Consider the following 22,858-nt stretch of genomic DNA (forward strand, 5'->3'; position numbering starts at 1 on the left):
GGGATACCCAAAACTTTTATTTTTTATCAGATGGTTGATCTGAAACATTCCCTGATGCCGAAGGGGGAATGACCGGCGGCCTGCGGTTGTGCCCAGCCGCCTGCCTGCGTGCCCTGACCACAGCCGTGTCCAACGCGGACAGGAAGGTGGAGCGGTCGGCGCGGGTAAAGCCACGGCTGCCCTGCATGATCGCGCCGGTATCACGCAGGTCCGTCATCAGGTTGCGCATGGCCAGCGCCATGCCAATCGCATCCTGATCCAGTATCCGCCCACGTGGTTCCAGCACGCAGGCCCCGTTTGTCACGCAGCGCGCGGCCAGCGGAATATCGGCGGAAATGACAATGTCATGGGTGGTGGCATGTTCGGCGATCCAGTCATCCGCCACATCCATGCCCTGTGTCACCACCACCCGTTCAATCAGTGGCGTGTCGGGTACCGCAATCATGCGGTTTGACACGACATAGGTATGCAGCCCGTAGCGCAGCGCCACGCGATAGGTCTCGTCCCGCACGGGACAGGCATCGGCATCAATGAAAATCCGGGTCAATGGATTGCTCCGTCGTGCCGGGCTGTGTGGGACATGGGCCAGTACGTGGCGTTGTGGCCGGGATGGGGATACGCTGACATGCCCCTTTCCTATGCCCCGGACGACCGTGATGGCAAGTTCGCGGCAGACGGTCTATGTTCCTTTTCCACAACGAAACCGATCCGGCTGTGCCGGAGGAAGGAGTGTCCGATGTCGCCATGCCGTAGGCTGCTGTCCTGTCTGATGCTTGTGGTGGGTCTTGTATCCGGTGCCAGTTCACGACAGGCGCTGGCGGCAGGTTTTGATATTACGGTGCTTGGTGCGCGTGGCGGTCTGGAGGATGGCAATCTGAGCGCCTACATGATTCATCCCATAGGCGACCCGCGGGCGATCCTGTGTGATGCGGGCACCGTGCTGCACGGATTGCAGGTGGCAGATCAGCGTGGGGCGCTGGATGATACCCGCCTGCCTGCGGATGCGACGGAAACCCGGCCGGGGTTCGTGCTGCACCATGGCATTGCGGCCTACCTGATCAGCCACGCGCATCTGGACCATGTGGCCGGGCTGGTGCTGGTCTCGCCAGATGACAGCGCCAAGTCCATCTATGCCCTGCCCTCCGTCACCACGGTCCTTTCGCGCGACCTGTTCAACGGCGCGGTATGGCCCAATAACGGGGATATCGGGACCCCTCCTCGGCTGGGACTTTACCATTATCAGGATCTTGCGGCGGGCCAGCCGGTTACGTTGGCCCATACGGGATTGCGGGTGACGGCCTTCCCGCTCAGTCACGGCAGTGTGGAATCAACAGCCTTCCTGCTTCAGTCCGGCACCGATGCTATGCTTTATTTCGGGGATACGGGGGCGGACGCGGTTGAACATGGCACGCGACTGCAGGCCATATGGCAGGCAGTGGCCCCGCTGGTCCGCGCGCACCGGTTGCGGGGTATCGTGATTGAATGTTCATATGATGATACCCGTCCGGACAGCCAGCTATGGGGGCATCTGTCCCCGCGGTGGCTTTTGCGGGAACTGACGGCATTGCAGGATGCCGCACATACGCCGCTGCGCGGGATGCCGGTGCTGGTGGCACATATCAAGCCGTCCCTGCGCCGGGACGCGGATCCGCTTTCGGTCATCCCTGCTGAACTGCGGGAGGGCAACAGGGATCTCGGTGTGAATTTCATCGTGCCGGAACAGGGCATGCGCCTTCAGTGGCGCTGACGGGGGTATTCCATTCATGTCGGCCAGAGGGGGTGAACGATAGGATTGTGAAGGGAAAATAATGCGTTTTTACTTCCGGCAGGCAAGGAAATGCGTCACTATTCTCCTTATACGCCAGAGGAGGAGGTCGTCATGCGTTACCTCATGGACCATGCCCGCGAAGGATTTGGTGTCGCGTTGTTGCTGTGCATGCTGGCAGTTGAGCGTTTTTTCCGAAAACAGGCAGTTCGTTAAGGGCTGCCCAGACATTACGGGATGCAGCGGATGGAATATCCTTCCTTCCAGTACCGCTACCGTTGCTGCGTGCGTATGCATGACATGACGTGTGTTGCTCTGCTCGTCAGGCGCTGTCCTGTTTTCACACGCAACCGTGGGGCGGTCCGGCGGTTATCCCCGCTTGAAGGTCAGAATGGCTGGAGGGGAGAAAACCAATGCGAAACCTTGCGCGGATGATGATGATGATGGCCGTCCTCGGCTGTCTTGCCGGGTGTGACAAGCCGAAGCCCGCCGGTGGCGGGTCGGATGGCGGGGGTGGTCCCGGTGTCAGTACGCATGGCGGCACCGCGCCGCAGCAGTAAACCCGCATGTCAGGCAATGTGGATGTATCTGTCCCCGCATGGCCTGTCAGTGGGCGTTGAACAGGCAGCCCATTGATGAAATTACCGGATCTGCGGGTGTCACCTTTTTGGAAAGACGCTACCAGAACCATTCGTAAGTGCTTGATTATGGCCGATCGGGCGCGAAAGCGTGCTGTCGCATGATCCATGTCTTTGCTCCGGGGGGATCCGTGCTGTATCAGCACGGTCCCGGAAAGTGAGGACAATAATGGAAGCTGACATGACATGCCCCCAGTGCGGGTGCGAACACGTCTATCCCGACGGAAGCCTGTGGAACTGTCCCGAATGTGGATATGAATGGAACCCCGAGGATGCCGGGATGCCCACGGATGGTAAGGCTGAAGTGCGTGACGCCAACGGCAATGTGCTGGCCGATGGCGACAGTGTTACCGTGATCAAGGACCTGAAGATCAAGGGGGCATCCTCGGTCATCAAGGGCGGGACGAAAGTGCGCGGCATCCGTCTGGTCGATGCAACGGATGGGCACAACATTGCCTGCAAGATCAGCGGTGTGGGGGCGATCAACCTGAAATCGGAATTCGTGAAGAAGGCCTGAACGGCCTTCCCTGCGGTATGGGCAGGGTCCGGCAGTGGCCTGTCCCCTGCCCTGTCCGGTCAGCCTGCCGCCAGCCCTTCCAGTAGGCGGGCCACGGCCTCGGCGCCCGGATCGGGCACGTCGCGTACCTGTGCGCTGGGCACATAGGCGGCACGTCCGGCGCGGGCGCTGGCCATGGTGGTGGTGGAGTTCGCGCCTTCGCGCGCGGCCTGTGCCACGTCGGTCAGGCCGCCGCCGGTGGCAAGGACTTCCAGCGCGGGATACAGCGCGTCGATCATGGTGCGGTCGCCCGGTTTTGCACCGCCGCATGCCATCATATGTTCCAGTCCGTCGCGCAATGCCTGCCGCCATGGTTCCGGGCTGCGCCCGGCGGCGGAAAACATGATGGCGAACAGCACGCCACTCGATCCACCCGCATGCTGGGTCAGGATATTGCCGATGGTGGTCATGAGGTGATGCGGGTCGGCCAGCGGCAGGCGGTCGAGTGCCGCCGTAATCTCCCGCGCCGCACCGGCGAAGGTGGAGCCTGCATCCCCATCCCCGATCCGGCCATCCAGTTCGTTCAGCGCCTTTTCATTGGCGATCAGCACCTGCGCCCCGCGTTCCAGAACACCACGCAGCGCGGGATTGGGCGTGGCGGGATACGGGAAGGCATCGGGCATGGGCGGCATGGGCGCTATCGCGGGACTGCCCAGCGGGGCGATGCCCGGCCATGCGCGCGGCTGTGCCGCGGCCTGCAGCGCCGTGGTGATGGCTTCGTCCAGTTCGATCAGCGTGATTGAAAAGCCGTTCATGTCCAGCGCGGTCATAAGCGGTGCCGGGCCAATGACGTGGGAAACCCGGCGTGCCAGTGGCGTGTGGCTGAAGGCTTCCAGCAGCAGCGCCATCTCCACTTCCGGAACCGCGCCCAGATTGTTCAGCACCAGTGCGAAGCGGGTGTTGCGCACGGTCGTGGGCAGGCTGGCCTCCAGTGTGTCGGCGGCCGTGCGCATCAGGTCATCCGCGCGGGCCATGGTAATGCGCTGGGCGCCGGGTTCGCCATGAATGCCAAGCCCCAGTTCGGCCTGATCGGCGGACAGGCGGCTGGCGCGATCGGGTTCGTAGGGATTGCAGTCCTCCAGCGCCAGGCCAATTGTGCGCATCCGCCTGGCGCCGTCGCGTACGAATTCCGCAACCCGGGTCAGCGGCCAGCCCTGCATCGCGCCATATCCCGCCAGCTTGTGCGCCAGCACCGTGCCCGCGACCCCGCGCGGTGTGGCGGAGTCCGGCAGGGCGATGTCGTCACCCACAATCACCATTTCCACCTGTTTGCCCAGCGCGCGCGCACGTTCTGCGGCCAGGCCGAAATTCAGTCGGTCCCCCGTATAGTTCTTGACCACCAGCAGGCAGCCTGCATCCCCCGTTGTGGCAAGGATGGCTGCCACGATTGCGTCAACACATGGCGAGGCAAACAGCGCGCCGCAGACCGCAGCCGTCAGCATGCCACGGCCAACAAACCCGGCGTGGGCGGGTTCATGTCCGGACCCACCGCCCGAAATGACCGCAACCTGGGTGCGATCGGGTTCGCGCTGCATGACGACGCAGGTATCGGGATAGCCATCCAGCCGGCACAGGTGGCTACCCGCGGCCGAGCGCAGGAACCCGTCCAGGGCTTCGGTGACAATGGTTTCGCGCGTGTTGAAAAACCGCTTCATCAGTTTGCTTTCTCCCTCGGCGGGCCATGCCGGGCATGGCGGCAGGCGACTATGGCCGTTAATGCCACCCAAGCAAAACAACGGAATATGTCATTCGTGGGTTGCGCCAGATGCGGGCCACCCGTCAGGCCGGGCCTGCGCCGGGGGGAATGTGGTCGGGATCATCGGGGTGATTGAGCTTGCGGTGCGGATCATCCAGCCCTGGCACGCGGCCATGATGGCCGAAATTGACCAGTCGTGCTTCCAGCAGGTGCAGCTTGCCCAGAAGGTTCATGCGAATGGCCATGACCGCAAGCGATGCCCCCGCGAAGGGCCCAACCACATAGATCCACAGCCCCGTCCACTGCCCCGCGAACAGAGCGGGCGCCAGTGTGCGCGCGAAATTGACGCTGTTGCCCGACAGCCATGCGGTAATCGGGTTCATGATCAGGAAAAACAGGCCGCCCGACCATGGTGTGATGAACTTCCATTTCGGGTGGGCCGCCAGCCAGTACAGCATGGCGATCAGGGCCGCGGTCACGAACATTTCCGACCACATCGCCCACCAGATCGAAATGTGACCATATGGCACGGTCGCCCCGTAACGTACAGCCACGGCCATATGACCCCACCATGTGATCATCCGGCCTGCCTCATACACCGCAGCCGTGCCAAGGAAGGCGCCAATGACCTGCGCGATCATGTAGTTTAGCGCATCGACCCCCCCGATCCGTCTGGCCAGAGAAAACGCCAGCGTGACGGACGGGTTGATATGCGCCCCGCTGACCTTGCCAAATGGTGTCATGGCCGCCGCTGTGCCCGACAGGCCGAAGCACAGCCCGCATAGTGCGGTCTGTATGTAGGGGTGTTGCATGAGCGGCCATGAAAACGGGCTGCCGGGTGCGGTCAGCAGGATGACGGCGCTCAGGCCGAGCATCATGAGGATGGCGGTGGCGATCGCCTCGCAGAAATACAGTTTCCAGTGAAACGGGTTATGCGGGTGCGGGTCGCCTGCCAGCGGTCGGTCATGCACATGAATATGCAGATAAGGCAGATGCAGATGCGGCAGGCGCATGGCCGGTGTCCTTGTTTATGCAACATGGGGCCGGCGTAAATGGGCATGGGGGAAGGGTCAGCTTCCGGTGCGCGCCGGTGATGGGGGCGACCATAGCAGCCCCCGCACCTGACGGGTCCGGTTTTGGCACAATCCAGTCATGCCATCACGAATTCGAAATCGGGCTACACCTGTTCCTGTGGGATCGAAGCATCAAGGGCGGCCTGTAATATGTAGGCCGCCGCCATCTGGTCCACCACTTCGCCCCGGCGCTGTCGGGTCATGTCGGCTTCCGAAATCAGGAACCGGTTCACGGCAGATGACGACAGCCGTTCATCCCACATCGCGGCCGGCAGTCCCGTCATGTCCGACAGGTTCAGCGTCCAGTCCCGCGCCGCCTGTGCCGCCGGGCCAAAGCTGCCATCCAGCGACAGCGGCAGCCCGACCACCAGTCCCCCCACGTCCTGCGCACGCGCAATCCTGCTGATTTCGGCCGCCACGGCCGACAGTTTTCCGCGTTTCAGCCCCATATGGGGGGATGCCAGCATAAGCCCCACATCCGACAGGGCGATGCCGATCGTCTTCTTTCCGGGGTCAAGGCCAAGCAGGCGCTGATGGGGGCGCAGGGCCGCGCGCAGATCGCATATGTTGAACAGGGGCATGGTCGGGGGTATGTTCCTTCTCGGTCCTGCGCCGCAGGATATTCTTCCCCTGTTACGATGGAAAGTTATTGCTTCATGTCGCTTGATCCCGCGACCGTCCGCCGCATTGCCAGACTGGCACGGATTGGTATTGACGAGTCTGATCTTCCTGCCCTGCAAGGGGAGCTTAACGGGATCCTCGGCTGGGTCGAGCAGTTGAACGAGGTCGATGTCGAAGGGGTCACCCCCATGGTCGGCACGGGGCACGCGGCCCTGCGCACGCGGCCTGACGTGGTGACCGACGGCAACTGCCGCGATGCCGTGCTGTCCAATGCGCCCGATGCCGTTGGCCCCTTCTATACCGTGCCCAAGGTTGTTGAATAAGATGAGCCTGACCGAACTGACAATTGCCGATGCGGCAGCAGGACTGCGCGCGCGCAAATTCAGCGCCGTGGAACTGGTGCGCGCGCATACGGACGCCATTACGGCGCTGAACCCGCGGCTGAACGCCTACATCACCCCCACGGCCGATGCGGCGCTGCAGGCCGCATCCCATGCGGATGAGGCGCTGGCGAAAAATGAGGCCAGGCCCCTGACCGGGATCCCGCTGGGGATCAAGGATCTGTTCTGCACCAGTGGCGTGCGGACCACGGCGGCCAGCAATATCCTGAAGAACTTCGTGCCCCCCTATGAAAGCACGGTGACGGCCAACCTGCTGCGTGATGGCGCGGTGTTTGTCGGCAAGACCAATCTGGACGAATTCGCGATGGGGTCGGCCAACATCACCTCCGCCTTCGGTCCGGTGGAAAATCCGTGGAAGCGCAATGGTGACGCCGAAACCAAACTGGTACCCGGCGGGTCGTCGGGTGGTTCGGCTGCCGCGGTGGCCGCGGGCCTGGCCATGGGTGCGACCGGCACCGATACCGGCGGGTCAATCCGGCAGCCTGCCGCCTATTGCGGCATTGTCGGACTGAAGCCGACCTATGGCCGGTGCAGCCGGTTTGGCACCATTGCCTATGCCTCGTCACTGGATCAGGCGGGTCCCATGGCGCGCAGCGTGCGCGACTGCGCGATCATGCTGCAGTCCATGGCGGGGTTCGACCCTCGTGACAGCACCAGCGTGAACTGCGACGTGCCGGATTATTCCGCAGCTGTTGGCCGCAGCCTGAAGGGGCTGAAGGTCGGTATCCCCGCTGAATACCGTGCCGAGGGCCTGTCCGCCGAGATCGAGGCGGCATGGCAGCAGGGTATCGAATGGCTGAAGGCCGCAGGGTGCGAGATTGTCGATGTCTCCCTGCCCCACACAAAATACGGCCTGGCCACCTATTATATTGTCGCCCCTGCCGAATGTTCGTCCAACCTGGCCCGTTATGATGGCCTGCGCTTTGGCGAACGCGTACCTGGCGATACGCTGGATGCCATGTATGAAGCCACTCGTCGCGCGGGCTTTGGCCCCGAGGTGCGCCGCCGTATCATGATGGGGACATATGTGCTTTCAGCAGGCTACTACGATGCCTACTACCTGAAAGCGCAGAAGGTCCGTAGCCTGATCCGTCGCGACTTTACCGAAAGTTTCCAGAAGGTTGACGTATTGCTGACCCCCACGGCGCCGACGCCGGCGTTCGCGCAGGGGGAAAAGACGGATGATCCGGTCCAGATGTACCTGAACGATATTTTCACCGTGCCGGCATCCATGGCTGGCATGCCCGCCATGTCCGTGCCCGTTGGGCTTGGTGCTACCGGTCTGCCGCTCGGCCTGCAGCTGATCGGTCGTCCGTTTGATGAGGAAACCCTGCTTGCCGCAGGCAGCGCGCTGGAAAATGCGGCGGGCTTCACCCACCGGCCTGCCATCCGTGCGGAGGGCGCGAAATGAGCTACACACTCGAAGGCCGGACCGGCACGTGGGAAATCGTGGTGGGTCTTGAAGTCCACGCGCAGGTCATCAGCCACTCCAAGCTGTTTTCTGGTGCCTCCGCTTCCTATGGCGGGGAACCCAATACCCATGTCAGCCTTGTTGACGCAGGTTTTCCCGGCATGCTGCCGGTCCTGAACCATGAATGCGTGGCGCAGGCCATCCGCACTGGCCTTGGGCTGCGCGCGCGCATCAATCTGGAAAGCCGGTTTGATCGCAAGAACTATTTTTATGCCGATCTGCCGACCGGGTACCAGATCAGCCAGTTCACCCATCCCATCGTGGGGGAAGGCACGGTCGAGATCGAGCTGAGCGACGGCACGGTGCGCCATATCGGCATCACGCGCCTGCATATGGAACAGGATGCAGGCAAGTCCATGCATGATCAGGATCCGACGCGGTCCTTCATTGACCTGAACCGTGCTGGCGTTGCCCTGATGGAAATCGTCAGCGAACCCGATATCCGCAGTCCGGAGGAAGCTGGCGCCTACCTGCGCAAGCTGCGCCAGATCCTGCGTTATCTTGGCACGTGCGATGGGAATATGGAGGAAGGGTCCATGCGTGCTGACGTGAACGTGTCGGTGCGCAAGGCGGGCGAGCCGTTCCGTACGCGCTGCGAGATCAAGAACGTCAACTCCATTCGCTATGTCATGCATGCGATCGAGGTCGAGGCCACGCGCCAGATCGAGGTGTGGGAAGATGGTGGCGAGGTCGATCAGGAAACCCGCCTCTTTGATCCGTCACGCAACGAAACCCGTTCGCTGCGCAGCAAGGAAGACGCGCACGACTACCGCTACTTCCCCGACCCCGACCTGCTGCCGCTGGTGGTGGAGCAGGCATGGGTGGATGAACTGGAGCGTGAGCTGCCCGAACTGCCCGACGACAAGCGTGACCGTTTTATCAGGCAGTATGGTATTCCCCGTTACGACGCCAGCGTGCTGGTGGCCGAGCAGGCTATTGCCGACTACTACGAGGAAGTGGCGAAGGGCCGCGATGCCCGCCTTGCCGCCAACTGGGTCACGGGTGACCTGTTTGGTGCGCTGAACCGCACGGGCCGCAGCATTCAGGACACCCCGATTTCGGCGCAGGCGCTGGGGGGGATGCTGGATCTCATGGCTGACGGGACAATCAATGGCAAGATTGCCAAGGAAGTCTTTGAGGACATGCTGGAAACCGGCGACAGTGCAGCCGATATCGTGGAGCGCAAGGGCCTGAAACAGGTCACCGACACCGGTGCGATTGACGCGGCCGTGGCCGACGTGCTGGCGCGCAATGCGGACAAGGTGGAAGAATATCGTGGCGGCAAGGATCGGCTGTTCGGATTTTTCGTGGGTCAGGTGATGAAAGCCATGGCTGGCAAGGCCAATCCGGCCATTGTGAATGAGGCCCTGAAAAAAGTTCTGTAAAAACGGGCTTTAGCGCATTTTGGGGCTTTGCAGGGTTGCAGCAACACGCTAAAAGCAGCCCTGCAAACGCCGTGTTACTTATAATGCGCGCTCTTCGGCGGAGGGGTGGCCGAGTGGCTGAAGGCGGCGGTTTGCTAAACCGTTATACGATGTCAAGTCGTATCGAGGGTTCGAATCCCTTCCCCTCCGCCAGAACTTCTTGTAAACAAACAAGAAATTGCCAAGCGCCCTCCGGGGCGCTTTGGTCGTTTCAGGATGGTTTTTCAGGCTGGTGTGGGGGAATTTGTGGGGACCCCTGCAAAAATCTGCTCTGCCTGGAACTGGACCCGCTCCTGTTCCATCCTTCCACTGGAAGCCGGATCTGGCTCAAGGCGGACGGGTCAATCTCGATCGCGCCTGCCAGCGGCAAGACCGCGGTCGCGGGTGACCTGACCGCCAGCGGCACCATAACCGGCAATGAGGTCATGGCGCAGGGTATCAAGCTGTTCAGTCATCCTCATGACGGGGTGGAACTTGGAAACAGCAGGTCGGGTCCGCCCCAGTCATCTTGAGACTGGCATCTCGAGAAAGGTAACACGGTTGGGTGCGGAAGTCGGGTTCTGGTCTGTCCACCAGATGCGCCTGTCCCCCCACACGTCAATCGTTTTGCCTCGATAGATCACCCTGCAGACATAATTACTGTTCGTAAGGTCCGCCATCAGGAACGAGCCGGTTGCGGCAGGGGTGCCAGATTTGTCGAAATATCCGACGAATTCGACGACTTCCCCATCATCTTCCGGATCTGGCCGCCCCTTTTCGCCGCTCCAGATACGCATGCGGTACCGGTTGCCCTTTCGCAGCGCATTGCCCGGGAGGCTGTCAGGGTGACGGTTCCGGGTGTGGACTGATTTTTCCAATTTTTTTTCCTTCAGATAGGTTCCGTATGGATATCGCCATTGTCTGGAACGTTCGCGCGGCGCGCGGCGACTGGACTATCGTGTCCAGTGATCTGGCGCTGGACAACCCCCTGAAATCGGCCGTCATGGTCTCGCTTTTCACAGACCGCGTAGCACCACAGCAGCCCACATCGGACAATACGGCCGTGGGCATCCAGTCCCCAACCGGCCCGACGGGTGCAGCTTCGGCCGACCGGCGTGGCTGGTGGGGCGATGCCTTTGCCGACCGGCCCATCGGTTCCCGCCTGTGGCAGCTGCGGCGCGCGGTCAAGGTCGGCACGCGGGCCATCCCGCGCGAGATCGAGGACATCTGCAACGAAGCCCTGCAGTGGCTGGCACCGTGCTGCAGCTGCTGATCCCCGTGATGGTGGAGCGCGCGGTCCCCAATCTCGACCTTGCAGGCGTCGATGCCGCCGTCACGAAGATCGTGGGCGGCGTCAGCGACCTGAAAACCGCGATCGAGGCGAAGCCGACAACAGTGGCCGCCACGGTCGCACCCACAAGGATCGAAGCCCCGCACCCGGTCGTGCCCGGTCAGCCTGTTCGCTGATTTCCCGTCGGCCGCCTGCCGCCTGGCGACAGGCGTCACCGCTTTTTTCCAACGATTTCCTCCAGCGCTGCATTATCCAGCATGGCATCCGCCAGAAGACGTTTCAGGCGGCTGTTTTCATCTTCCAGCGCCTTCAGCCGTTTGGCCTCGGACACTTCAAGATCACCATAGCGTGTCTTCCATTTGTAGAAAGTTGCGTCACTGATCCCGTGTTTTCGGCAAAGATCAGAGACCTTCAGCCCAGTTTCCTGTTCCTTCAGGATCCCTATGATCTTCTCTTCCGTAAAGTGACTGCGTTTCATCCGTCCGTATCTTTCTCGATCGGACTCTACTTTAAAATGGGCACATTTTCGGGGGGCACGTTACCTGCCAGTGCAATTAAGGAACCAATGAAAAAAAATCCATTCATTTTTTTAGCCCTTTGCATGACAGTTATTTCAAGCCGCTATCCTGTCGTGTCCGCGCTTTAATTACGATAAAATCCCGGTTGGCATCGCCTGCGCTGATAGCGCTCAGCACCCTTCGCATGCACCACATCCGTGACTAGGCGCCACCCCTCTATCTGGGCTTCGTTGTAAATGCCCGGTGTCCAGGCACATCCCCCTCACCGGCCCGGCCTCGTGTCATCGGCGGCATGACAATCCGGTTGCAGCATCCCCGATACCGCAATGACAGGGTCATGGTTGGGTGCTTTTCTCGGCATTTGCCGGCTCAAATGAGCCCGGATATCCAGAATGGATCAGCCGGATTGGCTTGCGAATCAAAACGCGGACTAGTAAGGTCTGCGTATGACTTCTCTTTATGGCGCAAGCACCGAATACGTCCTGCACAGCCTGCTCTGGCTGGTCGATAATCCCGAACCCGTCAGCAGCCTCGATCTGGCGGAACTGCAGGATATTCCCGCGGCATTTGTTGCCAAGCAGCTCCCCAAGCTTGAAAAGGAGGGCCTGCTTACTGCCTCCGAAGGATTGAGAGGCGGATACAGGCTGGCGAGGCCAGCTGACGAGATCAGCATCCTGGCGGTTGTGGATGCGGTTGAGGGCGGAAAGAGCCTTTTCAACTGTCAGGAAATCCGCGGTCGCTGCGCCCTTTTCGGTCAACGGCCACCCGAATGGGCGGTGCAGGGTGTCTGCGGCATTCATGCGGTCATGCTGAGGGCCGAACAGGCCATGCGCCGGGAACTGGCCCAGACCTCGTTAGCCGATCTGGCGGCAGCGGTTCGCAACAAGGCCCCCTCGCCCTTCATTGGTGAAGCACATGCGTGGTTTGAAGAGCGTATCCAGACCCGTCGGACAAGCAGGGTCAGGCAGCGGAAGCGTTCACGCACCAGATCACCAGCCGCCTGAAACAGGAAAAGCAAAAATGCGCAAATTCATTGTCGCAATAATAATGGCCACGAGCCTCTGGGGACCATCCGTTCATGCGGCGACCAGCGTCACACCCCTGATAACCCATGATCTGCAAGGCATCCCCGATAAGGAAGGTGCCATGGTGATGGTCGGTTACCCACCAGGCGGGGCTGACCCGGTCCACCGGCACAATGCTTCAGTGTTTGTTTATGTGCTGAAGGGCAGCATCATAATGCAGGTCGAAGGTGGCGCTCGGGTTACCCTGAAGGAAGGACAGACCTTTTTTGAAGGACCGGATGATGTCCATCTCATCGGGCGCAATGCCAGCCAGACGGAACCCGCCCGTTTTCTCGCCTTTTTTGTTAAGGACAGGACCGCGCCCTTTGTCATGCCCGCACATTGAGCCTGGAGATATCAAAGCATGAAGGTTCTTGTTGCCGGTGCCAGCGGCGCATTGGGGCGTCCCCTCATTACACGCCTGCGGGCCGCGGGGCACGAAGTCTGGGGACTGGCCCATCGTTCCGGTAGTCTGGAGGTTATCGAACGGCTGGGCGCGTATCCAGCACAGGGTAATGCGCTTGACCAGAGCAGTATTTTTGAACTTGTCGAGCGGCTCCGGCCGGAGGTGGTGATTGACCAGCTCACCGCTCTGCCCCCCAGTCCTGCTGACCTGCCCGATTACCTGCCTGCGGACCGCAGGCTTCGCCTTGAGGGCGGCGGTCATCTGTTCGAGGCTGCGATGAAATTCCAGGTCCGGCGCTATATCCAGCAGTTGTCGGGGTTTTATCTGGATGGGGGAACGGGTCTGGCAACCGAGGCCGCACCGCTGAGGGTGAACGCACCCGGTACGATTGGTGAAAGTGCGCGCATGTATGCGCAACTGGAAGCGCGGATTTCGGGTGTCGCACCGATGGAAACAGTGGGACTACGCTACGGGTTCTTTTACGGCCCCGGCACATGGTACTGGCCGGGTGGTGCGTTCAGCAGTCATCTTGTAGCCGGAGAAATTGCCCTGATCGGTGCGGGAGATAGCACATTTTCCTTTATTCATGTGGACGATGCCGCGCAGGCGACAGTGGAGGCCTTAACGGCGCCGGCCGGCCTCTATAACGTTGTCGACAGTCAGCCAGCGCGACTGGCAGAATGGCTGCCCGCCTATGCGGACTGGATCGGATGTTCCCTGCCGCTCGGCCTCGACGAGAAAAAAGCATGTAGCCTGATGGGCATGGAAAGCGTGTATTACCAGAACAGCCTGACGGGTGCGGATAATCGGAAAGCCCGGGAAATACTGGGTCTTGATCCACGGCAGCTTCCCTGGCTGAAAGGGTAAATCAGGGCATCGGGCTGTCAGCCGTGACGCGTTCCCGCCCTTCGCGCACACCGTTATTGCCGGTGGCGGATAGGATGGAGGGCCGATCTATTCATGCCAGAAAAGCGGTGCGCGGCGTAAGCGCTTCCAGGCTGGAGAAAGAGCGCGCAATGCCTGACGATGCCGCCTGTCGTTCCATGAAATAAAGGCACTGATAATCGGTGCAAGATCCGGGTGTGTTTTTCTTAAATCGAGAGCAAGTGTTGACGCGACAACGGTATCATTATTTTTGCCAAGCTGCTGCAGCAGTTCCTTGCAGTGTTTCATATATGCCTTGACCGCGCGGGCAGGATAAAGAGCTTCAAGATAGCTGGCCACATAGCGTAATTTTTTGAGGGATTTACGCAGTGTATGTCGTTTCTTGGGTGAGAGATGGCTGATCCGTCGTCCGCGCCGCATGACCTTGCGTTGCAGATGATCGAGCACTGTGGGCGCCACATGGCTTAAAGAAATTTCCTTTCCTCCCTTCCCTTCCGGAAAAAATGCATCCTCGATCCAGAGACTGAGGGAAAGGACCAGTGCAGTCAGGGCTGGTGCCTGCAGTTCGTGCCTGATCTTCTGGTACGCAGCTGCTCTTTTTAGCTGGGCAGCATCAGTCAGCATGCGGACCCGGTCGTCATTTTTATGCGCGGGAAAGGCGGCAGGCAATGTTTCCAGACATAACACATCCCAGTCACGTGCTTCCCCCAGTTCACGTCCAATGCGCTGCAATTCAGTCTGGAACAGCCTGAGAGTAGACCGATCCACATGCCTCCTTTCGACAATCTGAAGCACGGCGCGCAACTGCCGTATGGCCACGCGCATCTGGTGTACCCCTTCAGGGTTCCCTGCCTCGGCTGCCGACTGGTTGTCGATTAATGCGTTCAGACCAGAGCGGATCAGGATGCGAAAGCCCTCAGCCAGGGTCATGTTTCCGGTTAGTGGAGGCTTGCGGCCCTGCACCGGGAGAGCTTGCGCACCTGTATGAAGACGGTACCCGCGCTCGGCCTTTGTCAGAACGCCCAGACGTAGGGGAGCGATCGCCTGCAATGCCAGGGCCAGGCCATACATTGCCCGTACCGGGCCATCCTTGAGTTCAAGTTCGAGTTCCCTTACCGGATCGCGCGCATTTCCTGACTGGACATAACCTTCGTCAATGGCAGCCTCCACCATCGCGCCGTTGTATGGAAGCGTATGCGTGGTGCGGTCTATGTGCGAAACCCAGACCGGCTTCAGCCTGGTAGCCAGCGCCGTTATCAGTGCTCCGTACGGTATATCCGACAGCACGTCCATATCGGGGTGATCGTGACGGATGCTCCATTCCCATTCCCCGCGATGTATGGCCAGTTGGCCTTCTTCCCTATCGGTTTTCAGGGTCTGGATACGCAGGCTACCCGAACGCCTGATACGCAGGGACAGTCCTGCCTGTCTCAATTGCAGGTCCGGAGTATCGTAATAAGTCGTTATCAGGCGCTTTTTCTGGCTACGTCCCAGAGTTATGGCGGCCAGATGGTGGCTGATTACTGTTTGTGCTTCAGGCTCTAAAAGCAGCTTCAGCTCGATTTCCTGTGGTGGAAGGAGGTGGTTTTCAGACATTTTTCTTTCATACGATCCGCCAAGAGACCGGTCCTCCCTGTTCTGGTGTATCGCGGGCAGTTGCGCGGAATGCCTTGATAGGACCAATGCATGGGCATGGTCGTGCGAGATGAAGTATTTTGAGGAAAATAAAGTTTAAAATTTTTCAAATAATTACTTACGTTTTTATATCGACAAAGGCATGCTGCTGGATGATCGCCATGAAAATTCAGCCAGTTCCTCAATAGGGTCCGGGCAGGGAGCAAATTCGACGATCCGCCGTTTGATCCGGTGCGGATGTTTGGTGTCCCCAGGGGGCCGGACGCTGAACAGGCCATTCCGATGCATTGCCAGCAGGAATTCCCTCCAGCGCGATAACCCGCCGCTTCCCGCTTTCCTTGAAAGACATGCGCCTGAACAGGGCAGGCAAGATGTGTTACCCAAGGTATATCAAGTCATTTCATGACGCCGGGAGTGTTTTTATACTCATATCTGGCCCTGACGGGAAGACGAGCCCATGACCGATGTATCAAGACGTGATTTCGTAACAGCAGGGGTCGTGTTTGCCGGTGTCACCGCCGCCATGGGGGCCGGTGCATGGCAGGCCCACGCCGCAGGGGACGGGCACGGCTTCATGGCGGCATCGTCCGGCGGTCCGAATGGCCCCGGTCCCCATAAACTTGCCAATCCGGGCCTTCAGGGTATCTGCGCCCTGTGCGAGGTCACCGGTGGGAGGAGAAGGTTTACGGCATCGCAGTGGAATACGATGTTGCGAATGACCCAGCCAGTCTGGCGCCGGATACCTACACGGCGGCTGTTTTTCCTGCTGCCAGCGGGTTCTTTGCCGGCATGCCGCAAGAAGCCGACAAGAATGACACGATGACGAAAGCAAGGCCACGCCCTGTCGCGGCCCTTTATACCAATGACGCCCCGGCGCTTCGCCCTGACCGCAAAAATGTTCCCGGCCGGTATGTCATTGCCGAGTTCGTCCATGACCCGGACCTCAGCGTACCCACCACCGATAGCGACAGGGTTAAGCTGACACAGGACAAGGTCGTCAGAACCATGGGCGGCGTGGTCTATGCCGCCAGCAAGACCTGATGGAGCAATACGGGGCATCACGGCAACCGGGTCGCGATCCGCGGGGTTGATGCGTGGGAGCAGAATCACTGGTGGTAGGACGATACGCGTTCCGCATGGCTTACAGCTTTTACCTGCCGAAATCCTTTCTGGCCGAAGGCGGCGGGAACCGGGCCTATCCCCTTGTGCTGGCCATAACCCATTCCGGCACCAGCTCCGATGGCACCTGCGCCCAGACGCTGACCGAACAGTGTATTGCCAGTATCTGGAGCCTGCCCGAAGAACAGGATTGGCATGAATGCGTGGTCATTACCCCACGCTACGAGCGCACGACCATGAACGATTACTGGGAACATACATCAGACGTGGAGAATACCTTCCGGCTGGTTGAATCTCTGCTCGGCAATACGTGGAATTATGGCAACCCCAACCGGGCGGACCGACGTGACAAGGTCCTGAAGATCGACCCGAAACGGGTTTACTGCACCGGCTGGTCCATGGGGGCGATGACATCGCTATGGCTGATGGCCAGGCATCTGGAAACCTTTGCCGCCGGGCTGATCATCGCGGGCCAGCAGCGGCCAGCCGATGTCGTGCCCCTTGCCAGACAGAAGATCCTGATCATCACCGGTTCGGAAGATGACAAGGCCACACCATGGAACGAGAAATGCGTGCTGGTATGGGAAAAGGCGGGAGGCACGGTCGTGCGCCCGAAAGAACAGCTTGACCCTGCCCTCATCTTCCCTGTTGATCGCCAGCAGACGCTGACGGATCAGGTCAACGGCTACCTTGCAAAAGACGCCAATGTCACGTTCCTGACATTTGACGGTGTTGACCACATGGGCTCGGCACGCAAGTTCTTTTACATCCGGGCCGCACGCGACTGGATGTTCAGGCAATCAAAGGCATGAGTGCGGCCTCTTGCGGGCCAATGGCGGTATAATTCGCCACCGGGCCCCGGCCGCATCTGGACCGTATCGTATCAGTCCTGCCCCGTAATATCCTGCAGGACATCAAAACCCTCGAAGATCGGGGGGCCGATCGTCAGGACCTTGCCCTGCCCAGTCTGGGCATGCGCCTGCCGGAACTGCTCTGACTGCGTCCATGCGCCAAATGCGGCATGGGAAGCCCATACCGTATGGGATGCGAACAGGACGTGATCTTCACGTGCAGGCCCACGCAGGAACTGAAAGCTGACAAAACCGGGCACGGTTTTCAGCAGGACATCACGTTCCAGCCAGCGCTGTTCGAATTCTCCCGTGCATTCCGGTCTGACCCGGAAGCGGTTCATGGCGATGTACATCTGTCTGTTTCCTCGTCAATATTGTCATGGGGAAGGATGAAGGGTCTGGCCGTTTTTTCGTGGCGGTGGACGCAGCCGTGTCGCAACCCGAAAATGTCGCAGGCCAGATCCTGCGTCAGGACGGTTTCTGGCGGCCCCTGCGCATGGATTGTTCCCCGGTGCACCACAACCAGCCAGTCGGCACAGGCCGCAGCCCAGTTCAGGTCATGCAACACGATCGCCACACCACCGCCCCGGCGCGCATGCTGGCGGGCCAGTTGCAGCACAAGCGCCTGATGCGCCGGGTCCTGGGCTGAAATCGGTTCATCCAGCAGTAGGAAGCCGGGTAGCGTGCCATCCGTCATGGCAACTTCCAGTTGCATCAGGACACGGGCCAGATGGGCGCGCTGGCGTTCACCGCCGGACAGCGTCATCATCTGCCGTTTGGCAAATCCTTCCAGTCCCACCCGTCTTACCAGCGCATCGGCCAGCAGTCCCTGTTGCACAATGTCCAGCGTGTGGGCTGCCATCCCGGCCCCCATCATGACCATCTGGCGTACCAGAAATTGCCCGGCTGCCTCGCTTTCCTGCGTCAGCATGGCCCGGTGTCTGGCCAGCTTCCGGGCAGGCAGGGTTGCAATCGACCGACCATCCAGCATGACTCTCCCCCCGGTTGGTGTGGAAAGGCCGCTGGCAATGCGCAGCAGGGAACTCTTGCCCGCGCCGTTGGGACCAATGATTGCCGTGATATTTCCCCTGGCAAAAGGCAGGGTAATGTCATGCAGAATATCGCAGCCGCCCTGCCGCCATGTGATGTCGCGTAATTCCAGTGTCATCACGCAATGCCCGTGCGATGGCTGCGCGCCAGAAGCCAGACGAAAGCGGGCGTGCCCAGCAGCGCGGTGACGATGCCGACAGGCACCTCTGCCGGGCTGGCCAGCGTGCGGGCCATGGTGTCCGCGCCGGTCAGCAGGATCGCGCCCAGCATGGCGCTCGCTGGCAGCACGATCCTGTGGTCAGGCCCCGCCACAAGCCGCACCAGATGCGGCACGACCACCCCCACGAACCCAATCGCCCCCACCAGGGACACGGCTGGCCCCGTAGCGCAGGCCACGGCCAGCATCGACAGGCTTTTGATCCGTTCGACCGGGTAGCCCATCAGGTGTGCATTATGTTCATTGAGCAGCATGGCGTTCAGTGGCGCGGCCAGATAGGCCGCAAGGCCACCGGCGACCAGCAGGAACGGCAGCAGCAGGCCAATGCCGCCCCACGTTGCCCCTGAAAAGCTGCCCATCGTCCAGAATGTCAGATCCCGCAGGGCCGCATCGTTCGCCCGGAAGATCAGGACGCCGGTCAGCGCGCCGGAAAAGGCGCCAAAGGCCACACCGGCCAGCAGCATTGCGGTCATGGATGTGACGCCACCACGCGTGGCAAAAAGGTAGAGCAGCCCCATGCCCGTGAAGCTGCCGACAATACCCGCGCAGGGAATGGCCCACCTGCCCAGCCAAGACACCCATGACCCTGAACCACCCAGCACGATGATGCAGGCGGTGGCGAGCGCCGCGGCGGATGATACCCCCGCCAGCCCCGGATCGGCCAGCGGGTTGCGGAACAGCCCCTGCATGATCGTGCCCGCAATTGCCAGCGCCGCCCCGGTCAGGCAGGCCATGACAATGCGGGGCGCGCGGATGTCCCGCAGTACAAGTTGCGCCGCCTGTCCCGTTACATCAGTGGCGGGCTGCCACAGATCGTGCAGGTGGACCGCCGTTGCCCCTGTATCAAGGGCGAACAGCACGGTCATCACCAGCAGGGTGGCCAGCAGCGCCAAAAGCCAGGGTGCGCGTGATATGTCCCGTGTCATGTGGACGTGTCCAGGCGGCGAGCCAGTTCCAGTGCCGCATCGGGCGTGCGGGGGCCAAAGCCAAGCAGGCGTTCGCCCTCCATGGCGATGATTTCCTGATTTCTGCCTGCCGGTGTCAGCCTGAAACCCGCATTGCCCAGCAGGCCTGCGCGGATCTGCGGGGCATCCTGTTCCATTGTTAGTACTACATCGGGTCGCAGGCCGATCAGGGCTTCCTGATCCAGTATCCTGTAGCCTCCGAATGCAGCAGGATTGCTGCCACCAGCAAGGCGGATCACTGCATCTGCCGCCGTGCCAGTGCCCGCGACCATCGGGCGGTTATTGCTCATGCGCATGACGAACAGCACCCGCTTTGTCGTCGAGTGTGCGGCGCGCCATCGTGTCAGCATGTCAAAATGCTGCGATATGTCCGCACATAGCTGTGCCGCTGCCGTTTGTGCATCCAGCAGACTGGCCAGAAAACGTGTGCGTGCGACAATGGCATCTTCGGACGGTGTGGCATCAACAAACACAACCGGCACGGCGGACGCCATCAACTGGTCCAGAACCTGTGGCGGCCCGCAATCGTTCATGGCCAGGATCAGGTCCGGTTGAAGCGACAGGATACCCTCGGCGGACAGGGCGCGCATGTACCCCATGGACTTCTTCTCATGCAGGGCCCGTTCGGGCCATGTGGAGGTGATATCGACCGCGATGATGCGGTCCTGCGCCCCCAGCGCGTAAATCGTTTCGGTAATAGTACCGCCGATACTGGCAATGCGCCTTGCGGGGCCAATTTTTACTTGCCGGCCCCGGCAGTCCGTCACCGTGCCCTCTTCAGCGCTCCACCCGGGGCGTGGCATGGTCAGCATGCTGCCCGCCAGCAGGCAGGCAAACATCCGGCGCCCCATTTCCATCCGGCTGTGGCCTGCGGGTTCATTCACCATCAGAATTCGATCCTTGCAGTTACCTTGAAGGAGCGGCCGGGTTGCGTGTAGTACCGCTCCGAAAGCGAACTGGACGACTGCCCGTATGGGAGCGAGGCGGCATTGTAATATGCCTTGTTGAATATGTTGTACATGCCCGCCTGTATGCGCAGCGGACGGTAGAATCTGGGGCTGTACCAGCCTGTCAGGTCAAAAATAACATAGCCCGGCGTTTTCCACTGGTCCTTTAGCGATCCGGTGGTGGTCAGGTATTTGGCATCATCACGTGAAGTGGCGAATGTGCCCGACAGGTCGCTGCCCCAGTTATCCCGCTTGTAGCCAAAGCCGATGATGCCACGGAAAGGTGCGACCGAACTGAGATGAAAGTTCATGTCCGTATCGCGTCCGTCGGCATAGGCAAACGAACCCCATGCATGCCAGTGCCGATCAAACGCCCAGTTGACGCTCGCCTCCACCCCATAGATGCGCACATGCGCCAGGTTCGTGTAGCCGTAACACAGGTAATACCCCGAACAGCCGCTGACCCCCTCCATATCGATGAAGTTGTTGTAGTGGTTATCATAGAACGAGATATTGGCACCGCGTTCGGAATTGCCGTATTTCATGCCGACTTCCCACCCCCTGCTGCTTTCAGGTTTGAGGTTCGGGTTGCCGCTGACCTGATAGAATGGCGGGGTGCTGTAGTTCAGGTATTCTTCCGTAGCCGATGGCGCGCGGTAGGCTTCGGAATATTGTCCGTATAGCGTCAGGTCATGGGCTACGCGCGCTTCCACCAGCACCTTGGGCGAGAAATGGGAGCCATGGGCCCCGTGTGGCAGGCCGCCATAACCCGCATTGGCCATGTAGGATGTGGTATTGTGCGGGTCGCGCTGGAAGTAATCGAAGCGGAATCCCGGCGTGATATGCAACCATTCGCTGCGGCCAATGCCGATGCGGTCCTGAACAATGGCCCCCATATCCGTGCCATGGACCTTGGGCATGTCAGAAAAATTGTCATGTAAATACGGGCTGGAAACCGCCTGCTGGCCGGTCTGGGTCTGGTAGGTATCGGTCAGGAAGACTTCGCCGCCATAAGTAATCTTGTGGTGTAGCGGTCCGGTAAAGATGTTGTTTGTTGCCGAACCTGTAACACCATAGGACTGCACGGGCAGGCTGAGATGTTCGTGGGTGTAGGTGGATGCGTTGGCGGAATCCCGGTTGGTGATGTCGGTATCGGTCTTGATGCTCTGCCAGTAGGCCAGAAAATGCGCCTCACTGAACAGTGCGGTCGGGCTGTCGGCCTGATAGTCGTAATTGGCGGAAACGCGGGAGCGCTGGTTTTCGCTGCGGGTGTAGTAGCGGTCAGTTGCCGTGGTTTCGGATGTCTTGGTTTCCTCATTATAATTGCGGTCATACCACTCCCCGGTCAGGCCGATCCGGTGGCCGCCTGCAAAATAATGCCGGACCTTGCCCAGGAAATTGCCGACCTGATAGGAGGCCGGGTTCTGCATGGTCCGGGTCCGGCCATAACCGCCCGTATCGCCACGGTTGCCGGTTTCGCTGCCATTCTGGTAGCCGCCCTGAAGCAGGAATACCGTGTTCTTGTAGCGTGCGGCAAAAGCCTGATTGAGGAGTGCAGCCTCGCTTGCGCCATTATAGGTCAGTTTGGTCAGGCCACCGAAATTCTTTCCGGGTTTGAGAATGTCTTCCGGGTCCAGCGTACGCAGGGCAATCACGCCGCCAAGTGACCCGGTGCCAAAAAAGCTGGAATCAGCGCTTTTGACGACATCAATCGCCCCCAGCGAATTGAAGTCAAAGTCCCCTACCCCGCCCTGTGCGGTATTGAAGCTGCCGGCATAGGCACCATCATTGGCCCATGGCATGCGCACGCCATCAATCGTTGTCAGGATCCGGTTCTGGTCCAGACCACGAATATTGATGCTGGAATTTCCGTTACTGTAATTGACGGCGGCGTCCACGCGCCGCGAGTAATCCTCCAGACTGTCAATCTGTCGGTCACGGAAGGTCTTGTAGGTTGTGGTGGTCGTCAGGACTGCTGGTTTGCCCACTTCGCTATGATCCTTGTCCGGATCGAATTTCATCAGGTCGATGATGTCCGTGCTGCCCTGCACCTTGACCGGAGAAAGCTTGATGGGACCAGCGGGGGACAGAGATACCTGTGCTGGCGTGGAAGCCGTTTTTTTCGCCGTTTTGCCAGGGATTTTCGCCTGGATTTCCTGTGATGCGGCAAAAGCGGGGGTCAGCCAGATACAGGCAAGGGCCGTAGTGGCCAGCATGCGGCAACGGCATGCCGGCCGTCGCGCGAGGGGGGACTTGTTCATCATTCACCACTGATAATGAGAATCA

At 60.3% G+C, this 22,858-nt stretch carries 23 protein-coding genes, 1 tRNA gene and 2 pseudogenes; 14 read left to right on the forward strand and 12 right to left on the reverse strand.

The window, feature by feature from the left end; translation table 11 throughout:
* Window positions 1-16: 16 nt before the first annotated feature.
* Window positions 17-547 carry a YaiI/YqxD family protein gene (locus HNO79_RS06550; protein WP_214164898.1) on the reverse strand — a complete coding sequence of 177 codons (531 nt, stop codon included), beginning with the start codon at window positions 545-547 and terminating at the stop codon, window positions 17-19.
* A 189-nt stretch (window positions 548-736) separates the two neighbouring features.
* Between HNO79_RS06550 and HNO79_RS06555 the strand changes: the two genes are divergently transcribed.
* The 3 genes from HNO79_RS06555 (at window position 737) to HNO79_RS06565 (ending at window position 2,920) form a co-directional block, all read left to right on the forward strand.
* On the forward strand, window positions 737-1,747 hold the full coding sequence (locus tag HNO79_RS06555; RefSeq protein WP_214164897.1) for an MBL fold metallo-hydrolase: 1,011 nt from the start codon (window positions 737-739) through the stop codon (window positions 1,745-1,747).
* Between the two features lie 431 nt (window positions 1,748-2,178).
* Window positions 2,179-2,325, forward strand: coding sequence for a hypothetical protein (locus HNO79_RS06560; RefSeq protein ID WP_214164896.1), 147 nt, complete (start codon window positions 2,179-2,181; stop codon window positions 2,323-2,325).
* A 247-nt stretch (window positions 2,326-2,572) separates the two neighbouring features.
* Window positions 2,573-2,920: a zinc ribbon domain-containing protein YjdM gene (locus HNO79_RS06565; protein ID WP_214164895.1), complete on the forward strand. Its 348-nt coding sequence runs from the start codon at window positions 2,573-2,575 to the stop codon at window positions 2,918-2,920.
* A 59-nt stretch (window positions 2,921-2,979) separates the two neighbouring features.
* Here HNO79_RS06565 and HNO79_RS06570 read toward each other — a convergent pair whose 3' ends face one another.
* From HNO79_RS06570 to ruvX, 3 genes are all read right to left on the reverse strand, one after another.
* Entirely contained in the window at window positions 2,980-4,614 is a 1,635-nt protein-coding gene (locus HNO79_RS06570) for a dihydroxyacetone kinase subunit DhaK (protein ID WP_214164894.1), read from the reverse strand.
* Between the two features lie 124 nt (window positions 4,615-4,738).
* Window positions 4,739-5,668 (reverse strand): MIP/aquaporin family protein, encoded by a 930-nt coding sequence (locus tag HNO79_RS06575; protein WP_214164893.1) that lies wholly within the window; start codon window positions 5,666-5,668, stop codon window positions 4,739-4,741.
* Window positions 5,669-5,832: 164 nt separating this feature from the next.
* On the reverse strand, window positions 5,833-6,309 hold the full coding sequence (gene ruvX, locus HNO79_RS06580) for a Holliday junction resolvase RuvX (RefSeq protein ID WP_214164892.1): 477 nt from the start codon (window positions 6,307-6,309) through the stop codon (window positions 5,833-5,835).
* A 75-nt stretch (window positions 6,310-6,384) separates the two neighbouring features.
* Here ruvX and gatC point away from each other — a divergent pair, with 75 nt between their 5' ends.
* The 5 genes from gatC (at window position 6,385) to HNO79_RS17490 (ending at window position 10,157) form a co-directional block, all read left to right on the forward strand.
* Window positions 6,385-6,672 (forward strand): Asp-tRNA(Asn)/Glu-tRNA(Gln) amidotransferase subunit GatC, encoded by a 288-nt coding sequence (gene gatC, locus HNO79_RS06585; RefSeq protein ID WP_010513396.1) that lies wholly within the window; start codon window positions 6,385-6,387, stop codon window positions 6,670-6,672.
* Between the two features lies 1 nt (window position 6,673).
* Window positions 6,674-8,161, forward strand: coding sequence for an Asp-tRNA(Asn)/Glu-tRNA(Gln) amidotransferase subunit GatA (gene gatA / locus HNO79_RS06590; protein WP_048856397.1), 1,488 nt, complete (start codon window positions 6,674-6,676; stop codon window positions 8,159-8,161).
* Complete coding sequence (gene gatB / locus HNO79_RS06595) at window positions 8,158-9,606, forward strand: Asp-tRNA(Asn)/Glu-tRNA(Gln) amidotransferase subunit GatB (RefSeq protein ID WP_010513393.1); 1,449 nt, start codon at window positions 8,158-8,160, stop codon at window positions 9,604-9,606. The genes gatA and gatB overlap by 4 nt, the downstream gene beginning before the upstream one ends.
* A gap of 99 nt (window positions 9,607-9,705) precedes the next feature.
* Window positions 9,706-9,798 (forward strand) — tRNA-Ser (locus HNO79_RS06600).
* Window positions 9,799-10,070: 272 nt separating this feature from the next.
* Window positions 10,071-10,157 (forward strand): hypothetical protein, encoded by an 87-nt coding sequence (locus HNO79_RS17490; protein ID WP_346348590.1) that lies wholly within the window; start codon window positions 10,071-10,073, stop codon window positions 10,155-10,157.
* Here the strand turns inward: HNO79_RS17490 and HNO79_RS06605 are convergent.
* Window positions 10,149-10,421, reverse strand: coding sequence for a hypothetical protein (locus tag HNO79_RS06605; protein ID WP_048856398.1), 273 nt, complete (start codon window positions 10,419-10,421; stop codon window positions 10,149-10,151). The genes HNO79_RS17490 and HNO79_RS06605 overlap by 9 nt on opposite strands.
* Before the next feature lie 107 nt (window positions 10,422-10,528).
* On the opposite strand from HNO79_RS06605, the gene HNO79_RS06610 reads away from it, so the two are divergent.
* Window positions 10,529-10,897, forward strand: coding sequence for a phage GP46 family protein (locus tag HNO79_RS06610; RefSeq protein WP_214164891.1), 369 nt, complete (start codon window positions 10,529-10,531; stop codon window positions 10,895-10,897).
* A complete protein-coding gene (locus HNO79_RS06615) occupies window positions 10,870-11,091 on the forward strand; it encodes a hypothetical protein (protein ID WP_244987445.1) in 222 nt (73 codons plus the stop codon). The genes HNO79_RS06610 and HNO79_RS06615 overlap by 28 nt, the downstream gene beginning before the upstream one ends.
* Before the next feature lie 12 nt (window positions 11,092-11,103).
* Here the strand turns inward: HNO79_RS06615 and HNO79_RS06620 are convergent.
* A pseudogene (locus HNO79_RS06620) lies at window positions 11,104-11,393 on the reverse strand (transposase); the annotation flags it as partial.
* A gap of 486 nt (window positions 11,394-11,879) precedes the next feature.
* Between HNO79_RS06620 and HNO79_RS06625 the strand changes: the two are divergent.
* From HNO79_RS06625 to HNO79_RS06635, 3 genes are read left to right on the forward strand one after another with little or no spacing between them, the layout of a single operon-like run.
* Complete coding sequence (locus tag HNO79_RS06625) at window positions 11,880-12,437, forward strand: RrF2 family transcriptional regulator (RefSeq protein WP_214164890.1); 558 nt, start codon at window positions 11,880-11,882, stop codon at window positions 12,435-12,437.
* Window positions 12,349-12,843, forward strand: coding sequence for a cupin domain-containing protein (locus HNO79_RS06630; protein ID WP_244987446.1), 495 nt, complete (start codon window positions 12,349-12,351; stop codon window positions 12,841-12,843). Before HNO79_RS06625 ends, HNO79_RS06630 begins: the two co-directional genes overlap by 89 nt.
* A gap of 18 nt (window positions 12,844-12,861) precedes the next feature.
* On the forward strand, window positions 12,862-13,770 hold the full coding sequence (locus tag HNO79_RS06635; RefSeq protein ID WP_214164889.1) for an NAD-dependent epimerase/dehydratase family protein: 909 nt from the start codon (window positions 12,862-12,864) through the stop codon (window positions 13,768-13,770).
* A gap of 87 nt (window positions 13,771-13,857) precedes the next feature.
* Here HNO79_RS06635 and HNO79_RS06640 read toward each other — a convergent pair whose 3' ends face one another.
* Window positions 13,858-15,384 carry a CYTH and CHAD domain-containing protein gene (locus tag HNO79_RS06640; protein ID WP_214164888.1) on the reverse strand — a complete coding sequence of 509 codons (1,527 nt, stop codon included), beginning with the start codon at window positions 15,382-15,384 and terminating at the stop codon, window positions 13,858-13,860.
* Between the two features lie 496 nt (window positions 15,385-15,880).
* On the opposite strand from HNO79_RS06640, the pseudogene HNO79_RS06645 reads away from it, so the two are divergent.
* A pseudogene (locus HNO79_RS06645) lies at window positions 15,881-17,354 on the forward strand (peptidase).
* Window positions 17,355-17,425: 71 nt separating this feature from the next.
* On the opposite strand, the gene HNO79_RS06650 reads toward HNO79_RS06645, so the two are convergent.
* From HNO79_RS06650 to HNO79_RS06670, 5 genes are read right to left on the reverse strand one after another with little or no spacing between them, the layout of a single operon-like run.
* The gene (locus tag HNO79_RS06650) at window positions 17,426-17,746 is read right to left on the reverse strand and encodes an antibiotic biosynthesis monooxygenase family protein (RefSeq protein WP_214164887.1); all 321 of its coding nucleotides are present in this window, start codon (window positions 17,744-17,746) and stop codon (window positions 17,426-17,428) included.
* Window positions 17,731-18,561 carry an ATP-binding cassette domain-containing protein gene (locus tag HNO79_RS06655; RefSeq protein WP_214164886.1) on the reverse strand — a complete coding sequence of 277 codons (831 nt, stop codon included), beginning with the start codon at window positions 18,559-18,561 and terminating at the stop codon, window positions 17,731-17,733. The genes HNO79_RS06650 and HNO79_RS06655 overlap by 16 nt, the downstream gene beginning before the upstream one ends.
* Window positions 18,561-19,586 (reverse strand): FecCD family ABC transporter permease, encoded by a 1,026-nt coding sequence (locus HNO79_RS06660; protein ID WP_214164885.1) that lies wholly within the window; start codon window positions 19,584-19,586, stop codon window positions 18,561-18,563. The genes HNO79_RS06655 and HNO79_RS06660 overlap by 1 nt, the downstream gene beginning before the upstream one ends.
* Window positions 19,583-20,512: a heme/hemin ABC transporter substrate-binding protein gene (locus tag HNO79_RS06665; RefSeq protein WP_244987447.1), complete on the reverse strand. Its 930-nt coding sequence runs from the start codon at window positions 20,510-20,512 to the stop codon at window positions 19,583-19,585. The genes HNO79_RS06660 and HNO79_RS06665 overlap by 4 nt, the downstream gene beginning before the upstream one ends.
* Window positions 20,512-22,788, reverse strand: coding sequence for a TonB-dependent hemoglobin/transferrin/lactoferrin family receptor (locus tag HNO79_RS06670; RefSeq protein WP_214164884.1), 2,277 nt, complete (start codon window positions 22,786-22,788; stop codon window positions 20,512-20,514). The genes HNO79_RS06665 and HNO79_RS06670 overlap by 1 nt, the downstream gene beginning before the upstream one ends.
* Window positions 22,789-22,858: the final 70 nt, after the last annotated feature.

Source organism: Komagataeibacter oboediens (assembly GCF_018491655.1).
GTDB lineage: Bacteria > Pseudomonadota > Alphaproteobacteria > Acetobacterales > Acetobacteraceae > Komagataeibacter > Komagataeibacter oboediens.

Bases quoted from the DNA above. Each gene is read 5' to 3' on its own strand.
- HNO79_RS06555 (WP_214164897.1), top strand. From the start codon at position 737: ATGTCGCCATGCCGTAGGCTGCTGTCCTGTCTGATGCTTGTGGTGGGT.
- HNO79_RS06560 (WP_214164896.1), top strand. From the start codon at position 2,179: ATGCGAAACCTTGCGCGGATGATGATGATGATGGCCGTCCTCGGCTGT.
- HNO79_RS06565 (WP_214164895.1), top strand. From the start codon at position 2,573: ATGGAAGCTGACATGACATGCCCCCAGTGCGGGTGCGAACACGTCTAT.
- HNO79_RS06570 (WP_214164894.1), bottom strand. From the start codon at position 4,614: ATGAAGCGGTTTTTCAACACGCGCGAAACCATTGTCACCGAAGCCCTG.
- HNO79_RS06575 (WP_214164893.1), bottom strand. From the start codon at position 5,668: ATGCGCCTGCCGCATCTGCATCTGCCTTATCTGCATATTCATGTGCAT.
- ruvX (WP_214164892.1), bottom strand. From the start codon at position 6,309: ATGCCCCTGTTCAACATATGCGATCTGCGCGCGGCCCTGCGCCCCCAT.
- gatC (WP_010513396.1), top strand. From the start codon at position 6,385: ATGTCGCTTGATCCCGCGACCGTCCGCCGCATTGCCAGACTGGCACGG.
- gatA (WP_048856397.1), top strand. From the start codon at position 6,674: ATGAGCCTGACCGAACTGACAATTGCCGATGCGGCAGCAGGACTGCGC.
- gatB (WP_010513393.1), top strand. From the start codon at position 8,158: ATGAGCTACACACTCGAAGGCCGGACCGGCACGTGGGAAATCGTGGTG.
- HNO79_RS17490 (WP_346348590.1), top strand. From the start codon at position 10,071: ATGGCGCAGGGTATCAAGCTGTTCAGTCATCCTCATGACGGGGTGGAA.
- HNO79_RS06605 (WP_048856398.1), bottom strand. From the start codon at position 10,421: ATGCGTATCTGGAGCGGCGAAAAGGGGCGGCCAGATCCGGAAGATGAT.
- HNO79_RS06610 (WP_214164891.1), top strand. From the start codon at position 10,529: ATGGATATCGCCATTGTCTGGAACGTTCGCGCGGCGCGCGGCGACTGG.
- HNO79_RS06625 (WP_214164890.1), top strand. From the start codon at position 11,880: ATGACTTCTCTTTATGGCGCAAGCACCGAATACGTCCTGCACAGCCTG.
- HNO79_RS06630 (WP_244987446.1), top strand. From the start codon at position 12,349: ATGCGTGGTTTGAAGAGCGTATCCAGACCCGTCGGACAAGCAGGGTCA.
- HNO79_RS06635 (WP_214164889.1), top strand. From the start codon at position 12,862: ATGAAGGTTCTTGTTGCCGGTGCCAGCGGCGCATTGGGGCGTCCCCTC.
- HNO79_RS06640 (WP_214164888.1), bottom strand. From the start codon at position 15,384: ATGTCTGAAAACCACCTCCTTCCACCACAGGAAATCGAGCTGAAGCTG.
- HNO79_RS06650 (WP_214164887.1), bottom strand. From the start codon at position 17,746: ATGTACATCGCCATGAACCGCTTCCGGGTCAGACCGGAATGCACGGGA.
- HNO79_RS06655 (WP_214164886.1), bottom strand. From the start codon at position 18,561: ATGACACTGGAATTACGCGACATCACATGGCGGCAGGGCGGCTGCGAT.
- HNO79_RS06660 (WP_214164885.1), bottom strand. From the start codon at position 19,586: ATGACACGGGACATATCACGCGCACCCTGGCTTTTGGCGCTGCTGGCC.
- HNO79_RS06665 (WP_244987447.1), bottom strand. From the start codon at position 20,512: ATGGTGAATGAACCCGCAGGCCACAGCCGGATGGAAATGGGGCGCCGG.
- HNO79_RS06670 (WP_214164884.1), bottom strand. From the start codon at position 22,788: ATGCTGGCCACTACGGCCCTTGCCTGTATCTGGCTGACCCCCGCTTTT.